A 14,922-nucleotide genomic window follows, 5' to 3' on the forward strand; every position below is an offset into this window, starting at 1 on the left:
TTCTTTAAGGTAAGGAGGTGATCCAACCGCAGGTTCCCCTACGGTTACCTTGTTACGACTTCACCCCAGTCATGAATCACAAAGTGGTAAGCGCCCTCCCGAAGGTTAAGCTACCTACTTCTTTTGCAACCCACTCCCATGGTGTGACGGGCGGTGTGTACAAGGCCCGGGAACGTATTCACCGTGGCATTCTGATCCACGATTACTAGCGATTCCGACTTCATGGAGTCGAGTTGCAGACTCCAATCCGGACTACGACATACTTTATGAGGTCCGCTTGCTCTCGCGAGGTCGCTTCTCTTTGTATATGCCATTGTAGCACGTGTGTAGCCCTACTCGTAAGGGCCATGATGACTTGACGTCATCCCCACCTTCCTCCAGTTTATCACTGGCAGTCTCCTTTGAGTTCCCGGCCGAACCGCTGGCAACAAAGGATAAGGGTTGCGCTCGTTGCGGGACTTAACCCAACATTTCACAACACGAGCTGACGACAGCCATGCAGCACCTGTCTCAGAGTTCCCGAAGGCACCAAAGCATCTCTGCTAAGTTCTCTGGATGTCAAGAGTAGGTAAGGTTCTTCGCGTTGCATCGAATTAAACCACATGCTCCACCGCTTGTGCGGGCCCCCGTCAATTCATTTGAGTTTTAACCTTGCGGCCGTACTCCCCAGGCGGTCGACTTAACGCGTTAGCTCCGGAAGCCACGCCTCAAGGGCACAACCTCCAAGTCGACATCGTTTACGGCGTGGACTACCAGGGTATCTAATCCTGTTTGCTCCCCACGCTTTCGCACCTGAGCGTCAGTCTTTGTCCAGGGGGCCGCCTTCGCCACCGGTATTCCTCCAGATCTCTACGCATTTCACCGCTACACCTGGAATTCTACCCCCCTCTACAAGACTCTAGCCTGCCAGTTTCGGATGCAGTTCCCAGGTTGAGCCCGGGGATTTCACATCCGACTTGACAGACCGCCTGCGTGCGCTTTACGCCCAGTAATTCCGATTAACGCTTGCACCCTCCGTATTACCGCGGCTGCTGGCACGGAGTTAGCCGGTGCTTCTTCTGCGAGTAACGTCAATTGCTGCGGTTATTAACCACAACACCTTCCTCCTCGCTGAAAGTACTTTACAACCCGAAGGCCTTCTTCATACACGCGGCATGGCTGCATCAGGCTTGCGCCCATTGTGCAATATTCCCCACTGCTGCCTCCCGTAGGAGTCTGGACCGTGTCTCAGTTCCAGTGTGGCTGGTCATCCTCTCAGACCAGCTAGGGATCGTCGCCTAGGTGAGCCGTTACCCCACCTACTAGCTAATCCCATCTGGGCACATCCGATGGCAAGAGGCCCGAAGGTCCCCCTCTTTGGTCTTGCGACGTTATGCGGTATTAGCTACCGTTTCCAGTAGTTATCCCCCTCCATCGGGCAGTTTCCCAGACATTACTCACCCGTCCGCCACTCGTCACCCAAGGAGCAAGCTCCTCTGTGCTACCGTTCGACTTGCATGTGTTAGGCCTGCCGCCAGCGTTCAATCTGAGCCATGATCAAACTCTTCAATTTAAAAGTTTGATGCTCAATGAATTAAACTTCGTAATGAATTACGTGTTCACTCGTTGAGACTTGGTATTCATTTTTCGTCTTGCGACGTTAAGAACCCGTATCTTCGAGTGCCCACACAGATTGTCTGATAAATTGTTAAAGAGCAGTTGCGACGCGCTTTAGCGCTCTGTCGCGAGGTGGCGTATATTACGCTTTCCTCTTTCAGAGTCAACCCTCATTTTCAGGTTTTTCTCTTCAACCGAACCGGCTGTTTGCGTGAAGTGATTCACATCCGCCGTGTCGATGGAGGCGCATTATAGGGATCCCATTTTTTAGCACAAGTATTTTTTGGATCTTTTTTTCTGAATGCTTGTTTTTCACTCCTTTCGCTACATTCCTGCGCAATTTGGCTGATTTTTGATAGCTAAACCACTTGCACAGTCTTAATAATCCAACCAAAGTCTTCATTACTGCTCTATTTTCGTTGAGGTAAACATGTCTGATGTACTGCGTCCTTATAAGGATCTTTTCCCACAGATCGGAAATCGCGTGATGATCGACACCAGCAGTGTCGTCATTGGTGATGCTCGTTTGGCTGATGATGTTGGAATTTGGCCACTGGTTGCCATTCGTGGCGACGTCAACTATGTACAAATTGGTGCCCGTACAAACATTCAGGACGGCAGCGTTCTCCATGTCACACATAAATCCACGTCTAATCCGCAGGGTAATCCATTGATCGTGGGTGAGGATGTAACGGTCGGTCATAAGGTCATGCTACACGGCTGTATCATTGGCAACCGCGTATTAGTCGGCATGGGTTCGATTCTGCTGGATGGCGTGGTAGTAGAAGACGACGTTATGATTGGGGCTGGGAGCCTGGTTCCCCAAAACAAACGCCTGGAAAGCGGGTATCTGTACCTGGGAAGCCCGGTTAAACAAATCCGTCCATTAAGCGATGAAGAGAAAGCAGGTTTACAATATTCAGCTAACAACTATGTTAAGTGGAAAGATGAATATTTAAGTCAGAGTAACCACACCCAACCTTGAGCATCTTCCTGCTGGGCCTGGATCAATCCTTCAGCTTCTTCTTCCAGATCCCAGCGATGCTGTTGAAAGATTTCCAACCAATGTTCAGGCGTGTCGCCGCCAAAGCGGGACGCCAGCATCTCTCCAGATATGGCACATGTTAACTGCATACCATGAACCATCGCCGGAAACACAACGGCGTTGACATCCGTGCGCCATTCTTCTCGATCGGGAAACTGGATCGCCTGATTCATGCCGACAATTCCTGCTGCATGATTTTAATGACGGGCTCAATCTGCGGCAAAACCCCATGCCAGAGTAAAACGGCGTGCGCTGCTTGCCCCACCAGCATACCCAGGCCATCAGCATATTGTTTCGCCCCATGTTCGGCACACCAGGAGAGGAACGGTGTATCTCCTTTCTGATAAAACATGTCATAACAATAGACAGATGAGTGAATAAGAGATGTCGGAATAGCCGGGATCTCACCGCTAATTCCGCTGGATGTCGCGTTAATAATCAAATCAAAACTGTAATTATCAAGCTCGTCCATTCCTACCGCCTGTACGCTGCCGGTATGGGAGAAGATTTGTGCCAACTCTTCAGCGCGCGAAGCGGTACGGTTAACAATAGTCACCGCACAATCCATAGAAAGAAGAGGTAATAAAACTCCACGGGATGCACCACCCGCACCAATCAGCAGAACTCGCGATCCGGGACGAATGAAAGATAAACGCTCAAGATCGCTCAACAAGCCGATACCATCCGTGTTGTCTCCCAGTAAACGCCCATCCTCCAGCCGTTTAAGGGTGTTGACCGCTCCAGCAAGCGATGCCCGCTCCGTTAGTTCATCGGCACGTGCAAATGCCTCTTCTTTAAAAGGCACGGTGACATTTGCCCCCTTCCCGCCCTCAGCAAAAAAAGCGTTCAGGGTATTCACAAAATCATTGATGGGTGCCAATACACGCCCGTAGGAGTGATCAATCTTCAGCTGCTCTGCAAATTGCTGATGAATAAAGGGCGATTTACTGTGCGCTATCGGATTACCAAAAACAGCATAGGCTTCTTTCATATTACCCCTGTCGAAACTGTTCACCTGTCAGAGCATCACGGATCTCCGAAGGATTCAAACGCCCCCCGGTCTCCCCTTCAACCACGGGAAAGTCTGTACCGAACTGTGCGCGAACTTCCTCTACCGTTCTGCAAGGCGGTAAGCCACTCAAATTAGCACTGGTAGAAACTAACGGTTTGCCATAAGCCTGGCACAACGCAACCACCAGCGGGTGATCGGTGACGCGAACAGCCAGAGAATCAAAGCGCCCGGTCAACCAGCGTGGCGTTGTCGCAAGCGCTGGGAAAACGAAGGTAACAGGACCAGGCCAACGAGCGAAAACAGCGTCACGTTGAGCATCGGTGAGCATGCTATCGTCGATATAGGGTTTAAGTTGTTCAAAGTTTGACGCGATTAAAATTAACCCTTTATCGACCGGACGTTGTTTTAGCGCCAACAAACGGGTTACAGCCGTTTCGCTATCGGGGTCGCAGCCGACACCAAATACAGCTTCAGTTGGATAGGCGATGACTTTTTCTTGTTTCAGAACCGCTATCGCCGCAGCGATAGCGTCTGTGGGCAGGCTATTATTCACTTTTTTATTCCGCCGAAATCGGCTTTCCACATTGTTTACTGGCACAGAAATGCTTCACACCCTGCGCGGTTTTCTTTTCGATGAGAAGCGGATAATGACACTCAGGACATTCTCCGGCTAACGGTTTGAAGTTAATGACAAACTGGCACTCCGGATAGCGATCGCAGGAGTAAAAGGTTTTGCCATAACGGGAACGCCGCTGGACAAGATGACCAGTCTGGCATTGAGGACAGACTATTGCTGTTTCATCAGGCTTGTCGATGAGCTCGGTGTGATCGCACGCAGGATAGTCACTGCATCCAATAAACATACCGAATCGTCCCTGTCTCAGCACCAGCTCAGCGCCACATGCAGGACAAAGCTTACCCTCCAGAACTTTGACAATATGTCCGTCCGCGGAAGATTTCAGCGGACGGATGTAATCGCATTCTGGATAGTGTGAACAACCGAGAAACGGACCGTGTTTCCCGGAACGAATAACCAGTTCAGCCCCGCATTGTGGGCAGGGCTCGTTTTTACGCACCGTGAACAGTGCTGATTTAGCCATAACAACTCATACTGAATGAAGATTGATTAATGCAGCATACCTTCATTCACTTCAAAGAGTAATTCTTCCATTTGCTGATAGGCATTTTCACAACCTGGAATGTTGAATAGCACCATCAGAATCACCCACTTCAGGTCTTCCAGATCGAACTCTGCCGTATCCAGCGCGAGTACGCGCTCAATAACCATTTCTCGCGTTTCGAGGTTTAGCACCTGAATCTGCTCCAGGAATAGCAGAAATCCTCTACAGCTTGCATCCAGTCGATCGCACTCTTCCGCAGTATAAATACGTATAGAAAGAGGGTCCGATGCCAGCTGCATAGGTTCAGCAAGGCCATCCTGATAGTCAGCAAGCTTCTCCAGCCAAAGTAACGCGTTGTAAATGTCTTCACGATCAAAACCAGCGTCGGTAAGATCCCGTTCCAGTTTGTCCTGATCCACACGCAGCTCAGCTTCGTTATGGATATATGTCTCAAACAAATACATTAGTACGTCGAACATGGCATGCCCTCCTCAATCGGACATAGCCGCCGGGTACAGCTGCGATCCACCCTGCTAACTCCAGTTCGAGCAGTTGAGCCACTACCTCTGGCACAGGTTGGCCGGCACGTTCAGCGACGACGTCAACAGGTGTTACCTCATCTCCTACGTTAGCCAGGAGCTCCGGAAATGGCAATGCCACCTCTTCGTGATCTGGCGAATAAATTGATTTTTCAGGTTCATCTGGCAACCATTGCAGCCCATATTGCAAATTTTCAAGAATTTCCTCTGGTGTCGTCACAAGCATGGCTCCCTGCTGAATAAGCCAATGCGGGCCTTCACTTCCCGGGCTCCCAATCGGCCCTGGTAAAGCAAACACCTCCCGCCCTTGTTCCAGTGCACAGCGAGCAGTAACCAGTGAACCACTACGCTGTGCAGCTTCGACAACCAGTACACCTTTACTTAGACCACTAATAATGCGATTTCGTCGGGGAAAATTGCGCGGCAAAGGGAGCGTATCTAATGGGAACTCAGACACCAGTGCGCCCCCTGCCTCAATCAGTCGTTCCGCAAGACGGATATGCTGTCGTGGGTGAATGGTCTCAAGTCCATTTCCCAGCACCGCAATACTTGTGCCTTGTCGGTTTATCGCAGCATTGTGCGCCACGCCATCAATCCCCCGGGCCAGACCGCTGGTGATCGTCACCCCACATGCAGCAAGCTTTTCACAAAACAACCGTCCCCAGCGTTCGCCATACCATGAATGTTGTCGACTACCGACAACGGCAACTTGAAATGAGTGGAGGCATGCTGGAGCTCCTGCAACAAAAAGCACCCCAGGATAATCCTCAATCGCACGGAGCTGTGGCGGATAATGCTCGCTGTCGGCAACCACAAAGTGGTGGTTAGGCTGTTCAAGCCAGCGCAGCGTTTTTTCCAGCGTCAGATCTGAAAAGGTTAAAAAGCGTCTTGCCTGGCGTGGAGAGAATCCAGCCTGCAGGAGTACCGCATTGTTAATACACGGTTGAGTATTGAGCCAGTGAGCAACGCGCACTATCTCATCACCATACAGTTCATTCACTTGCGCTAAACGTAGCCAAATTTCGATTTGGGTCATCCCTGTTCCCCTGCCACAAGCAGTCCTGGCAATCTTTGCGATTGGTCACTGATGCTGTCAATCAGAGGGGGTTTTGTCTAGAATAGAGGTAATAATCTTTTCAACTCCTGAACACAACTCTGGATAACTATGTCAGTTTTGCAAGTGTTACATATTCCGGACGAGCGCCTTCGCAAAGTCGCAAAACCGGTTGAAGAAGTGAATGCAGAAATTCAGCGTATCGTTGATGATATGTTCGAAACGATGTACGCCGAAGAAGGTATCGGTCTGGCAGCAACACAGGTCGATATTCATCAGCGCATCATTGTTATTGATGTCTCTGAAAATCGCGATGAGCAGTTGGTACTCATTAACCCAGAACTGCTGGAAAAAGACGGCGAAACCGGCATTGAAGAAGGCTGTCTGTCTATTCCTGAACAGCGTGCGTTAGTACCGCGTGCAGAGAAAGTAAAAATTCGTGCGCTCGATCGCGACGGCAAATCTTTTGAACTGGAAGCCGATGGCCTGCTCGCTATCTGCATTCAACATGAAATGGATCACCTGGTCGGTAAACTATTTATCGATTATCTGTCTCCGTTGAAGCAACAACGCATTCGTCAGAAAGTTGAAAAACTCGACCGCCTGAACGCCCGAGCTTAAGGACAAGGATCAACGTGTCAGACTCACTACGTATTATTTTTGCGGGTACACCTGACTTTGCAGCGCGTCATCTCGACGCGCTGCTGTCTTCTGGACATAACGTCGTTGGCGTGTTTACCCAACCGGACCGCCCGGCGGGACGCGGGAAAAAGCTGATGCCCAGCCCGGTAAAAGTGCTGGCAGAAGAAAAAGGGATATCGGTCTTTCAACCCGTCTCTCTTCGCCCTCAGGAAAACCAGCAACTGGTTGCTGATTTACACGCAGACGTGATGGTGGTGGTAGCATATGGCCTGATCCTGCCAAAAGCAGTACTGGAAATGCCGCGCCTGGGTTGTATCAACGTTCACGGTTCCCTGCTTCCGCGCTGGCGGGGTGCAGCACCGATCCAGCGCTCACTGTGGGCAGGCGACGCCGAAACCGGTGTTACCATCATGCAGATGGATGTTGGCCTCGACACCGGTGATATGCTGCTGAAGCTGTCCTGCCCAATTACGGCAGAAGATACCAGCGGTTCGTTATATGACAAGCTGGCAGACCTGGGGCCTCAGGGGCTGATTGAAACGCTAAAACAGCTGGCTGCCGGTACAATAAAACCGGTGGTACAAGACGAATCACTGGTTACGCATGCAGAAAAACTCAGCAAAGAAGAGGCCCGTATCGACTGGTCGCTTTCGGCTGTTCAATTGGAACGCTGCATCCGCGCCTTTAACCCGTGGCCAATGAGCTGGCTTGAAATCGATGGTCAGCCAGTGAAAGTCTGGCAAGCTTCGGTTATTGCTGTAAACACCCAGGCCGAGCCAGGCACCATTCTAGAGGCAACAAAGCAGGGTATCCAGGTCGCAACAGGCGACGGCATTCTGAATCTTATCTCTTTGCAGCCTGCCGGTAAAAAAGCCATGAGCGCGCAGGATCTGCTTAATTCGCGCCGGGAGTGGTTCGTGCCCGGAAACCGTCTGGCCTGACGGTTCATCTCTTTAAGCCCGGTGTCTCCGGGCATTTTTATTTTTGCGCTTATGAAAAAACATCTTAATTTACGCAGTATGACGGCCCAGGCCGTCGAACAGGTTGTCGAGAAAGGACAATCACTAAGTAACGTGCTGCCCGCCATGCAGCAAAAAGTTGCCGATAAAGACAAAGCACTGTTACAGGAACTTTGCTTCGGCGTATTGCGTACACTCTCTCAACTGGAGTGGATGATCCAGCAACTGATGGAACGTCCAATGACGGGCAAACAGCGCACCGTTCACTACCTGATCATGGTGGGCTTCTACCAACTGTTGCATACTCGTATTCCAGCACACGCTGCCTTAGCTGAGACCGTAGAAGGCGCGGTCGTTATTAAGCGTCCACAGCTGAAAGGGCTGATCAACGGCGTACTGCGCCAGTTTCAACGCCGTCAGGATGAACTGCTGGCCGAGTTTGCGCAAAGCGATTTGCGCTTCTTACACCCCTCCTGGCTGGTGAAACGTATTAAGAGTGCGTATCCGCAGCAGTGGGAAGCCATTCTTGAAGCCAATAACCAGCGACCGCCGATGTGGCTACGAGTCAATCGTAATCACCATACTCGCGACGCCTGGCTAGACCTGCTTACCGAAGCGGGTTTGACAGGTTTCCCGCATCCAGACTACCCGGATGCAGTGCGTCTGGAAACACCGGCTCCAGTTCACGCCCTCCCTGGTTTTGACGAAGGTTGGGTCACCGTTCAGGATGCTTCCGCTCAAGGATGCGTAAATTATCTGTTGCCGGAGGACGGTGAGCAGATCCTCGACCTGTGCTGTGCGCCGGGCGGTAAAACCACTCACATTCTGGAAGTTGCTCCGCTAGCTAACGTCATGGCCGTCGATGTGGATGAAAAACGCTTATCGCGCGTTTACGACAATCTGAAACGTCTGGGCATGAAGGCAACCGTAAAACAGGGGGATGGCCGCTATCCACAGCAGTGGTGCGGTGAACAACAGTTTGACCGTATTTTGCTGGACGCTCCATGTTCTGCTACCGGGGTGATCCGTCGCCATCCTGATATCAAATGGCTGCGCCGCGACCGGGATATTGCCGAACTTGCCCAATTGCAGGCTGAGATCCTGAATGCGACCTGGTCACATCTTAAATCTGGCGGCACGCTGGTGTATGCAACTTGCTCTATCCTGCCAGAAGAGAACCAACAGCAAATTGCCGCCTTCCTGGCACGCACACCGGATGCGGTATTAAGCGAAACCGGTACGCCGGAAAAACCCGGACGTCAGAATTTACCGGGTGCGAAAGATGGCGATGGCTTCTTTTACGCTAAGCTAATCAAAAAGTGATGAGATAACGGGTCGCGACTGATGAAAATTATCATTCTGGGCGCAGGGCAAGTTGGCGGTACGCTGGCTGAAAACCTGGTCGGAGAGAACAACGATATCACGGTAGTCGATACCAATGGCGAACGCCTGCGCAGCCTGCAGGACAAGTTTGATCTCCGTGTCGTGCAAGGGCATGGTTCGCATCCCCGCGTATTGCGTGAAGCCGGTGCCGACGATGCCGATATGCTGGTTGCCGTAACCAGCTCAGATGAAACAAATATGGTTGCCTGCCAGGTAGCTTATTCACTGTTTAATACGCCTAATCGCATCGCCCGTATTCGTTCACCAGATTACGTTCGCGATGCCGACAAGCTGTTCCAATCCGATGCGGTACCAATCGATCATCTGATTGCACCTGAGCAACTGGTTATCGATAGCATTTATCGCCTGATTGAATATCCGGGCGCATTGCAGGTGGTGAATTTTGCCGAAGGTAAAGTCAGTCTGGCAGTAGTAAAGGCCTATTACGGCGGGCCGCTTATTGGTAATGCGCTGTCAACAATGCGTGAGCATATGCCGCACATCGACACCCGCGTTGCAGCGATTTTCCGTCATGACCGACCGATCCGTCCGCAAGGTTCTACGATCGTTGAAGCGGGTGATGAAGTCTTCTTTATTGCGGCATCACAGCATATACGCGCCGTAATGAGCGAACTGCAGCGTCTGGAAAAACCGTACAAACGCATTATGTTAGTGGGTGGCGGTAATATCGGCGCTGGTCTGGCACGTCGTCTGGAAAAAGATTACAGCGTCAAACTGATCGAACGTAATCAACAACGCGCATCGGAGCTTGCGGAGAAACTGCAAAATACGATCGTCTTTTTTGGTGATGCCTCGGATCAAGAGCTGCTGGCAGAAGAACATATCGATCAGGTTGATCTGTTCATCGCAGTGACCAACGATGATGAAGCAAATATCATGTCGGCGATGCTTGCCAAACGGATGGGTGCCAAGAAAGTAATGGTGTTGATCCAGCGCAGAGCATACGTCGATCTGGTGCAAGGCAGCGTGATCGATATTGCGATTTCACCGCAGCAGGCGACCATCTCCGCGCTGCTGAGCCACGTGCGTAAAGCTGATATTGTTGGCGTTTCTTCACTTCGCCGTGGCGTCGCGGAAGCCATTGAAGCCGTCGCACACGGGGATGAAACGACGTCGAGAGTTGTAGGGCGTTCAATTGATGAAATTAAACTTCCGCCCGGAACCATTATTGGCGCCGTTGTACGTGGTAACGATGTCATGATTGCCAACGATAACCTGCGCATTGAGCAGGGCGATCACGTAATTATGTTCCTGACAGATAAAAAGTTTATTACCGACGTCGAGCGACTATTCCAGCCAAGTCCTTTCTTCCTGTAATAATTTGGGCGCTAATACAGCGCCCTTTTTATTTCCCTTTATTTTTCATGGTCTAATAAATTTTCCTTTCGGCAATACATAAATGGAAATTGCCTAAACATTTGTTAAACTTATAAACGTCAGCTGCATAGGGAGAATAAAATGAGCATTATTAAAGAGTTTCGCGAATTCGCGATGCGCGGGAATGTTGTCGATTTGGCAGTGGGTGTCATTATTGGTGCGGCATTCGGTAAGATTGTTTCATCACTGGTTGCCGATATCATTATGCCGCCGCTGGGGCTGTTAATTGGTGGAATTGATTTTAAACAGTTTGCTTTAACGCTACGTGATGCACAGGGAGACATCCCTGCCGTGGTCATGCATTACGGTGTATTTATTCAGAATGTATTCGATTTCATTATTGTTGCGTTTGCTATCTTTATGGCAATCAAACTGATCAACAAACTGAACCGTAAAAAAGCGGAAGAGCCGGCAGCACCGCCAGCTCCATCGAAAGAAGAAGTATTGCTAAGTGAAATTCGTGACCTGCTGAAAGAACAGAATAATCGCTCTTAAGCACTCACTGAAACTAGAAGGCCAGTGGTAAAAAAGTTAATTACTTTCTTGCCACTGGCCTCCCAGTTACCCCGATTGCCATGTTTGCCTTTTCGCAGATAACTTCCTTTCCCTTTCTTATTTTTCTCAACGCGCTGTCTGAACAGTGGGTCATGCAGAAGCGCCTCAATGGCGTTGTCCTTTATCTGCCCTTTGGTGTGCTGATAACGACTCATAATATCTCCAGTTTGTAGTAATTTACGCCGCGAGTGTAGACCTGGCAGTTCAAGAAATCAACAGCCTGATGTTGTTCCACTGGCGCCTTGCTCAAGAGCTTCAAGAATAGAGCAGTACACGCTGCTGTGTGCCTTGCCGCAGCATGCATCATTCAATCGCTGCAGAGACCGCTGCATCGTCTGAAGTTCAGCAATACGGGCTTCGACTTCTTGCAGTCTTTCCTGGACGATCCCTTTTGATTCCTGACAGGTATGGTGTTCGGGATCAACCCGGATCGAAAGCAATTCACGGATCGACTCCAGAGTGAAACCAAGCTGCCGGGCATAACGAATAAACTTCAAGCGCTGAAGATCGCTTTCTGTATAGAGGCGAAATCCGCCTTCAGTACGCACTTCATGCTCCATCATCTGCTGCTTTTCATAGTAGCGGATAGTATCTGGCGTAACGTCAGCCAGTTTCGCTATTTCACCAATTCGGTACATGCTCTCTCCGCTATTCGTCGTTGATCTTTTTTAGCAGCTTATCTGCGTAGTCACCGCGCAAAAACTCGGTGCTGAGTCCAGCCTGCCGAAGTTTAAGTTCCAATAGCGACAGTCTTCGGCTCACCTCAGGATAACTGGGATCATCTTTGCGGATCCCCGCGAGTATTTCAAGCAGCTGTATTGCCTCTCTGCGTTGCTCGAGCTCAGGAGGAAGGCAACCTGCATTTTTTAATAAACGGTATCCGGCTCGGAGTTCAGGCGGAACATGGGAGTCATCGTCAAGAGTCAGCGGTTCGCCCGTTCCCGGTAAATCATCAAACTCGCCTTTAGACTGTGCATCAATAATATGGCGCTCTGCCCACTGGTCAAGTAACCACATACAACACTCCAGGGGATGAACAAAAAGAGTACAGATATTGTAGATAAGTGGGGATATGACGGATATAAAAAAACCCGCCGAGGCGGGTTTTTTTACGTTACTACAGATTACTCTGCAGCAGCTTCTGTTTTCTCTGAACGATCAACCAGCTCGATGTATGCCATCGGCGCGTTGTCGCCTGCACGGAAACCACACTTCAGAATGCGAGTGTAACCACCGGCGCGGCTCGCAAAACGCGGGCCCAGTTCGTTAAACAGTTTTGCCACGATCTCGTTATCACGAGTACGGGCGAATGCCAGACGACGATTAGCTACGCTATCAGTCTTGGCAAGAGTAATCAGCGGCTCAACTACGCGACGCAGCTCTTTCGCTTTCGGCAGAGTCGTCTTGATGATTTCATGACGAACCAGTGAACCTGCCATGTTGCGGAACATAGCCTGGCGATGGCTGCTGTTGCGGTTCAGTTGACGACCACTCTTACGATGGCGCATGACCTTATCCTTCTCAGTAAAACCTTAACCTGTGATCCGGTTACTCGTCAGCGATGCTTGCCGGTGGCCAGTTTTCCAGGCGCATGCCCAGAGACAGTCCACGGGAAGCCAGCACGTCTTTAATCTCGGTAAGAGATTTTTTACCAAGGTTAGGCGTCTTAAGAAGCTCAACCTCAGTACGCTGTACCAGATCACCGATATAGTGGATAGCTTCTGCTTTGAGGCAGTTAGCAGAGCGGACAGTCAATTCCAGATCGTCAACAGGGCGCAGCAGGATCGGATCGAATTCTGGTTTCTCTTCTTTAACTTCCGGCTGACGTACATCACGTAAATCAACGAAAGCTTCCAGTTGTTCAGCCAGAATGGTTGCCGCACGACGAATCGCCTCTTCAGGATCGATTGTGCCGTTGGTTTCCATTTCGATGACCAGCTTGTCCAGGTCGGTACGCTGTTCTACACGCGCTGCTTCAACATTGTAGGCAATACGCTCTACAGGGCTGTAGCATGCGTCGACCAGCAGACGGCCGATTGGGCGCTCATCTTCTTCCGAATGAATTCGGGTAGAAGCCGGCACATAACCACGACCGCGCTGAACTTTGATACGCATGCTAATAGATGCATTCTCATCGGTCAGGTGGCAGATCACGTGCTGTGGCTTGACGATTTCGACATCACCATCATGGGTAATGTCGGCTGCAGTCACAGGGCCAATGCCAGATTTATTCAAGGTAAGAATAACGTCATCTTTACCCTGAACTCTCACCGCCAGCCCTTTCAGGTTGAGCAGGATTTCCAGGATATCTTCCTGAACGCCTTCTTTGGTGCTGTACTCATGTAGTACACCATCAATCTCAACCTCGGTCACCGCGCAACCCGGCATCGATGAGAGCAGAATACGGCGCAGTGCGTTACCCAAAGTATGGCCAAAGCCACGCTCTAAAGGCTCAAGGGTCACCTTGGCGTGCGTCGAACTCACTTGCTCGATATCTACCAGGCGCGGTTTTAGAAACTCTGTCACAGAACCCTGCATTGTGTCCTCTCTTTGGTACTAAGCTTTACTTGGAGTAAAGCTCGACGATCAGGTGTTCGTTAATGTCCGCAGACAGATCAGAACGCTCCGGCTTACGCTTGAACGTACCTTCCATCTTGCCAGCATCAACTTCCAGCCAGGTTGGCTTTTCACGCTGCTCAGCCAGCTCCAGAGCGGCTTTCACGCGAGACTGCTTCTTCGCTTTCTCACGAATGCTAACAACGTCATTCGGACTAACCTGATAAGAAGCGATGTTAACAACACGACCGTTTACCATAATTGCTTTATGGCTGACCAGCTGACGTGCTTCTGCACGAGTGGCACCGAAGCCCATACGGTATACAACGTTGTCCAGACGACCTTCCAGCAGACCCAACAGGTTTTCACCGGTGTTGCCTTTCAGACGTGCTGCTTCTTTGTAGTAGTTACGGAACTGACGCTCCAGCACACCGTAGATACGGCGAACTTTTTGCTTTTCACGCAACTGCACACCATAGTCAGACAGACGCGGTTTACGCGCACCGTGCTGGCCAGGAGCTTGTTCAATTTTACACTTGGTATCGATCGCGCGAACGCCAGACTTAAGGAATAAGTCAGTGCCCTCACGACGGCTCAGCTTGAGCTTAGGACCCAAATATCTTGCCATTTTCTTTCTCCAACAATCCTAGAAACGACAGCGTTATACGCGACGTTTTTTCGGCGGACGACAACCGTTATGAGGGATCGGAGTCACATCAGTAATATTAGTGATGCGGAAACCAGCGGCGTTCAGAGCACGAACAGTAGATTCGCGACCTGGACCCGGTCCTTTGACCATAACTTCCAGATTCTTGATACCGTATTCTTTTACGGCTTCAGCGCAACGCTCTGCTGCAACCTGAGCTGCAAACGGAGTGGATTTGCGAGAACCACGGAAACCGGAACCACCGGCTGTTGCCCAACCCAGTGCGTTACCCTGACGATCAGTAATGGTAACGATGGTGTTGTTAAAAGAAGCATGGATATGAGCCACGCCGTCAGAGACTTGTTTTCTTACACGTTTACGTGCACGAATTGGTGCCTTTGCCATTATTCAATCAC

Annotated in this window: 19 protein-coding genes and 1 rRNA gene; 6 read left to right on the forward strand and 14 right to left on the reverse strand. The window is 50.5% G+C overall.

The window, feature by feature from the left end:
- Nucleotides 1-10: 10 nt before the first annotated feature.
- Nucleotides 11-1,552 (reverse strand): 16S ribosomal RNA (locus OGY04_RS16360).
- A gap of 474 nt (nucleotides 1,553-2,026) precedes the next feature.
- Between OGY04_RS16360 and OGY04_RS16365 the strand changes: the two genes are divergently transcribed.
- The gene (locus tag OGY04_RS16365; RefSeq protein ID WP_003031171.1) at nucleotides 2,027-2,581 is read left to right on the forward strand and encodes a gamma carbonic anhydrase family protein; all 555 of its coding nucleotides are present in this window, start codon (nucleotides 2,027-2,029) and stop codon (nucleotides 2,579-2,581) included.
- Here the strand turns inward: OGY04_RS16365 and OGY04_RS16370 are convergent.
- The 6 genes from OGY04_RS16370 to dprA are packed head-to-tail and all read right to left on the reverse strand — an operon-like array spanning nucleotide 2,557 to nucleotide 6,349.
- On the reverse strand, nucleotides 2,557-2,814 hold the full coding sequence (locus OGY04_RS16370; protein ID WP_060682860.1) for a DUF1488 family protein: 258 nt from the start codon (nucleotides 2,812-2,814) through the stop codon (nucleotides 2,557-2,559). The genes OGY04_RS16365 and OGY04_RS16370 overlap by 25 nt on opposite strands.
- A complete protein-coding gene (gene aroE, locus OGY04_RS16375; RefSeq protein WP_100271850.1) occupies nucleotides 2,811-3,632 on the reverse strand; it encodes a shikimate dehydrogenase in 822 nt (273 codons plus the stop codon). Before aroE ends, OGY04_RS16370 begins: the two co-directional genes overlap by 4 nt.
- Before the next feature lies 1 nt (nucleotide 3,633).
- Entirely contained in the window at nucleotides 3,634-4,206 is a 573-nt protein-coding gene (gene tsaC / locus OGY04_RS16380; protein WP_008786283.1) for an L-threonylcarbamoyladenylate synthase type 1 TsaC, read from the reverse strand.
- A 4-nt stretch (nucleotides 4,207-4,210) separates the two neighbouring features.
- Nucleotides 4,211-4,753 (reverse strand): DNA topoisomerase family protein, encoded by a 543-nt coding sequence (locus tag OGY04_RS16385; protein ID WP_003828287.1) that lies wholly within the window; start codon nucleotides 4,751-4,753, stop codon nucleotides 4,211-4,213.
- 26 nt (nucleotides 4,754-4,779) lie between these two features.
- Complete coding sequence (gene smg / locus OGY04_RS16390) at nucleotides 4,780-5,253, reverse strand: DUF494 family protein Smg (RefSeq protein ID WP_003031162.1); 474 nt, start codon at nucleotides 5,251-5,253, stop codon at nucleotides 4,780-4,782.
- Nucleotides 5,225-6,349, reverse strand: coding sequence for a DNA-protecting protein DprA (dprA, locus tag OGY04_RS16395; protein WP_286585661.1), 1,125 nt, complete (start codon nucleotides 6,347-6,349; stop codon nucleotides 5,225-5,227). Before dprA ends, smg begins: the two co-directional genes overlap by 29 nt.
- A 129-nt stretch (nucleotides 6,350-6,478) precedes the next feature.
- On the opposite strand from dprA, the gene def reads away from it, so the two are divergent.
- The 5 genes from def to mscL all read left to right on the forward strand — a co-directional run bounded on the left by def (nucleotide 6,479) and on the right by mscL (nucleotide 11,244).
- Nucleotides 6,479-6,988, forward strand: a complete 510-nt coding sequence (gene def / locus OGY04_RS16400) for a peptide deformylase (RefSeq protein ID WP_003828283.1) — start codon at nucleotides 6,479-6,481, stop codon at nucleotides 6,986-6,988.
- Between the two features lie 14 nt (nucleotides 6,989-7,002).
- On the forward strand, nucleotides 7,003-7,950 hold the full coding sequence (gene fmt / locus OGY04_RS16405) for a methionyl-tRNA formyltransferase (protein WP_111464680.1): 948 nt from the start codon (nucleotides 7,003-7,005) through the stop codon (nucleotides 7,948-7,950).
- Between the two features lie 51 nt (nucleotides 7,951-8,001).
- Nucleotides 8,002-9,291: a 16S rRNA (cytosine(967)-C(5))-methyltransferase RsmB gene (rsmB, locus tag OGY04_RS16410; protein WP_286585663.1), complete on the forward strand. Its 1,290-nt coding sequence runs from the start codon at nucleotides 8,002-8,004 to the stop codon at nucleotides 9,289-9,291.
- A 21-nt stretch (nucleotides 9,292-9,312) separates the two neighbouring features.
- Nucleotides 9,313-10,689, forward strand: coding sequence for a Trk system potassium transporter TrkA (trkA, locus tag OGY04_RS16415; RefSeq protein WP_003031153.1), 1,377 nt, complete (start codon nucleotides 9,313-9,315; stop codon nucleotides 10,687-10,689).
- Nucleotides 10,690-10,830: 141 nt separating this feature from the next.
- Complete coding sequence (gene mscL, locus OGY04_RS16420; RefSeq protein WP_003031152.1) at nucleotides 10,831-11,244, forward strand: large-conductance mechanosensitive channel protein MscL; 414 nt, start codon at nucleotides 10,831-10,833, stop codon at nucleotides 11,242-11,244.
- Here the strand turns inward: mscL and arfA are convergent.
- From arfA to rpsK, 7 genes are all read right to left on the reverse strand, one after another.
- Complete coding sequence (arfA, locus tag OGY04_RS16425) at nucleotides 11,241-11,459, reverse strand: alternative ribosome-rescue factor ArfA (protein WP_003828276.1); 219 nt, start codon at nucleotides 11,457-11,459, stop codon at nucleotides 11,241-11,243. The genes mscL and arfA overlap by 4 nt on opposite strands.
- Nucleotides 11,460-11,516: 57 nt before the next feature.
- On the reverse strand, nucleotides 11,517-11,942 hold the full coding sequence (gene zntR / locus OGY04_RS16430; protein WP_003031145.1) for a Zn(2+)-responsive transcriptional regulator: 426 nt from the start codon (nucleotides 11,940-11,942) through the stop codon (nucleotides 11,517-11,519).
- Nucleotides 11,943-11,952: 10 nt separating this feature from the next.
- A complete protein-coding gene (locus OGY04_RS16435) occupies nucleotides 11,953-12,321 on the reverse strand; it encodes a DnaJ family domain-containing protein (RefSeq protein ID WP_003845236.1) in 369 nt (122 codons plus the stop codon).
- A 107-nt stretch (nucleotides 12,322-12,428) separates the two neighbouring features.
- On the reverse strand, nucleotides 12,429-12,812 hold the full coding sequence (gene rplQ, locus OGY04_RS16440; RefSeq protein ID WP_001216370.1) for a 50S ribosomal protein L17: 384 nt from the start codon (nucleotides 12,810-12,812) through the stop codon (nucleotides 12,429-12,431).
- Between the two features lie 40 nt (nucleotides 12,813-12,852).
- The gene (locus OGY04_RS16445; RefSeq protein ID WP_003031139.1) at nucleotides 12,853-13,842 is read right to left on the reverse strand and encodes a DNA-directed RNA polymerase subunit alpha; all 990 of its coding nucleotides are present in this window, start codon (nucleotides 13,840-13,842) and stop codon (nucleotides 12,853-12,855) included.
- A 25-nt stretch (nucleotides 13,843-13,867) separates the two neighbouring features.
- The gene (gene rpsD / locus OGY04_RS16450) at nucleotides 13,868-14,488 is read right to left on the reverse strand and encodes a 30S ribosomal protein S4 (protein ID WP_003031138.1); all 621 of its coding nucleotides are present in this window, start codon (nucleotides 14,486-14,488) and stop codon (nucleotides 13,868-13,870) included.
- 33 nt (nucleotides 14,489-14,521) lie between these two features.
- Nucleotides 14,522-14,911 (reverse strand): 30S ribosomal protein S11, encoded by a 390-nt coding sequence (rpsK, locus tag OGY04_RS16455; RefSeq protein WP_003031137.1) that lies wholly within the window; start codon nucleotides 14,909-14,911, stop codon nucleotides 14,522-14,524.
- Nucleotides 14,912-14,922 lie beyond the last annotated feature (11 nt).

Source organism: Citrobacter sp. Cpo091 (assembly GCF_030332645.1).
Lineage (GTDB): Bacteria > Pseudomonadota > Gammaproteobacteria > Enterobacterales > Enterobacteriaceae > Citrobacter > Citrobacter portucalensis.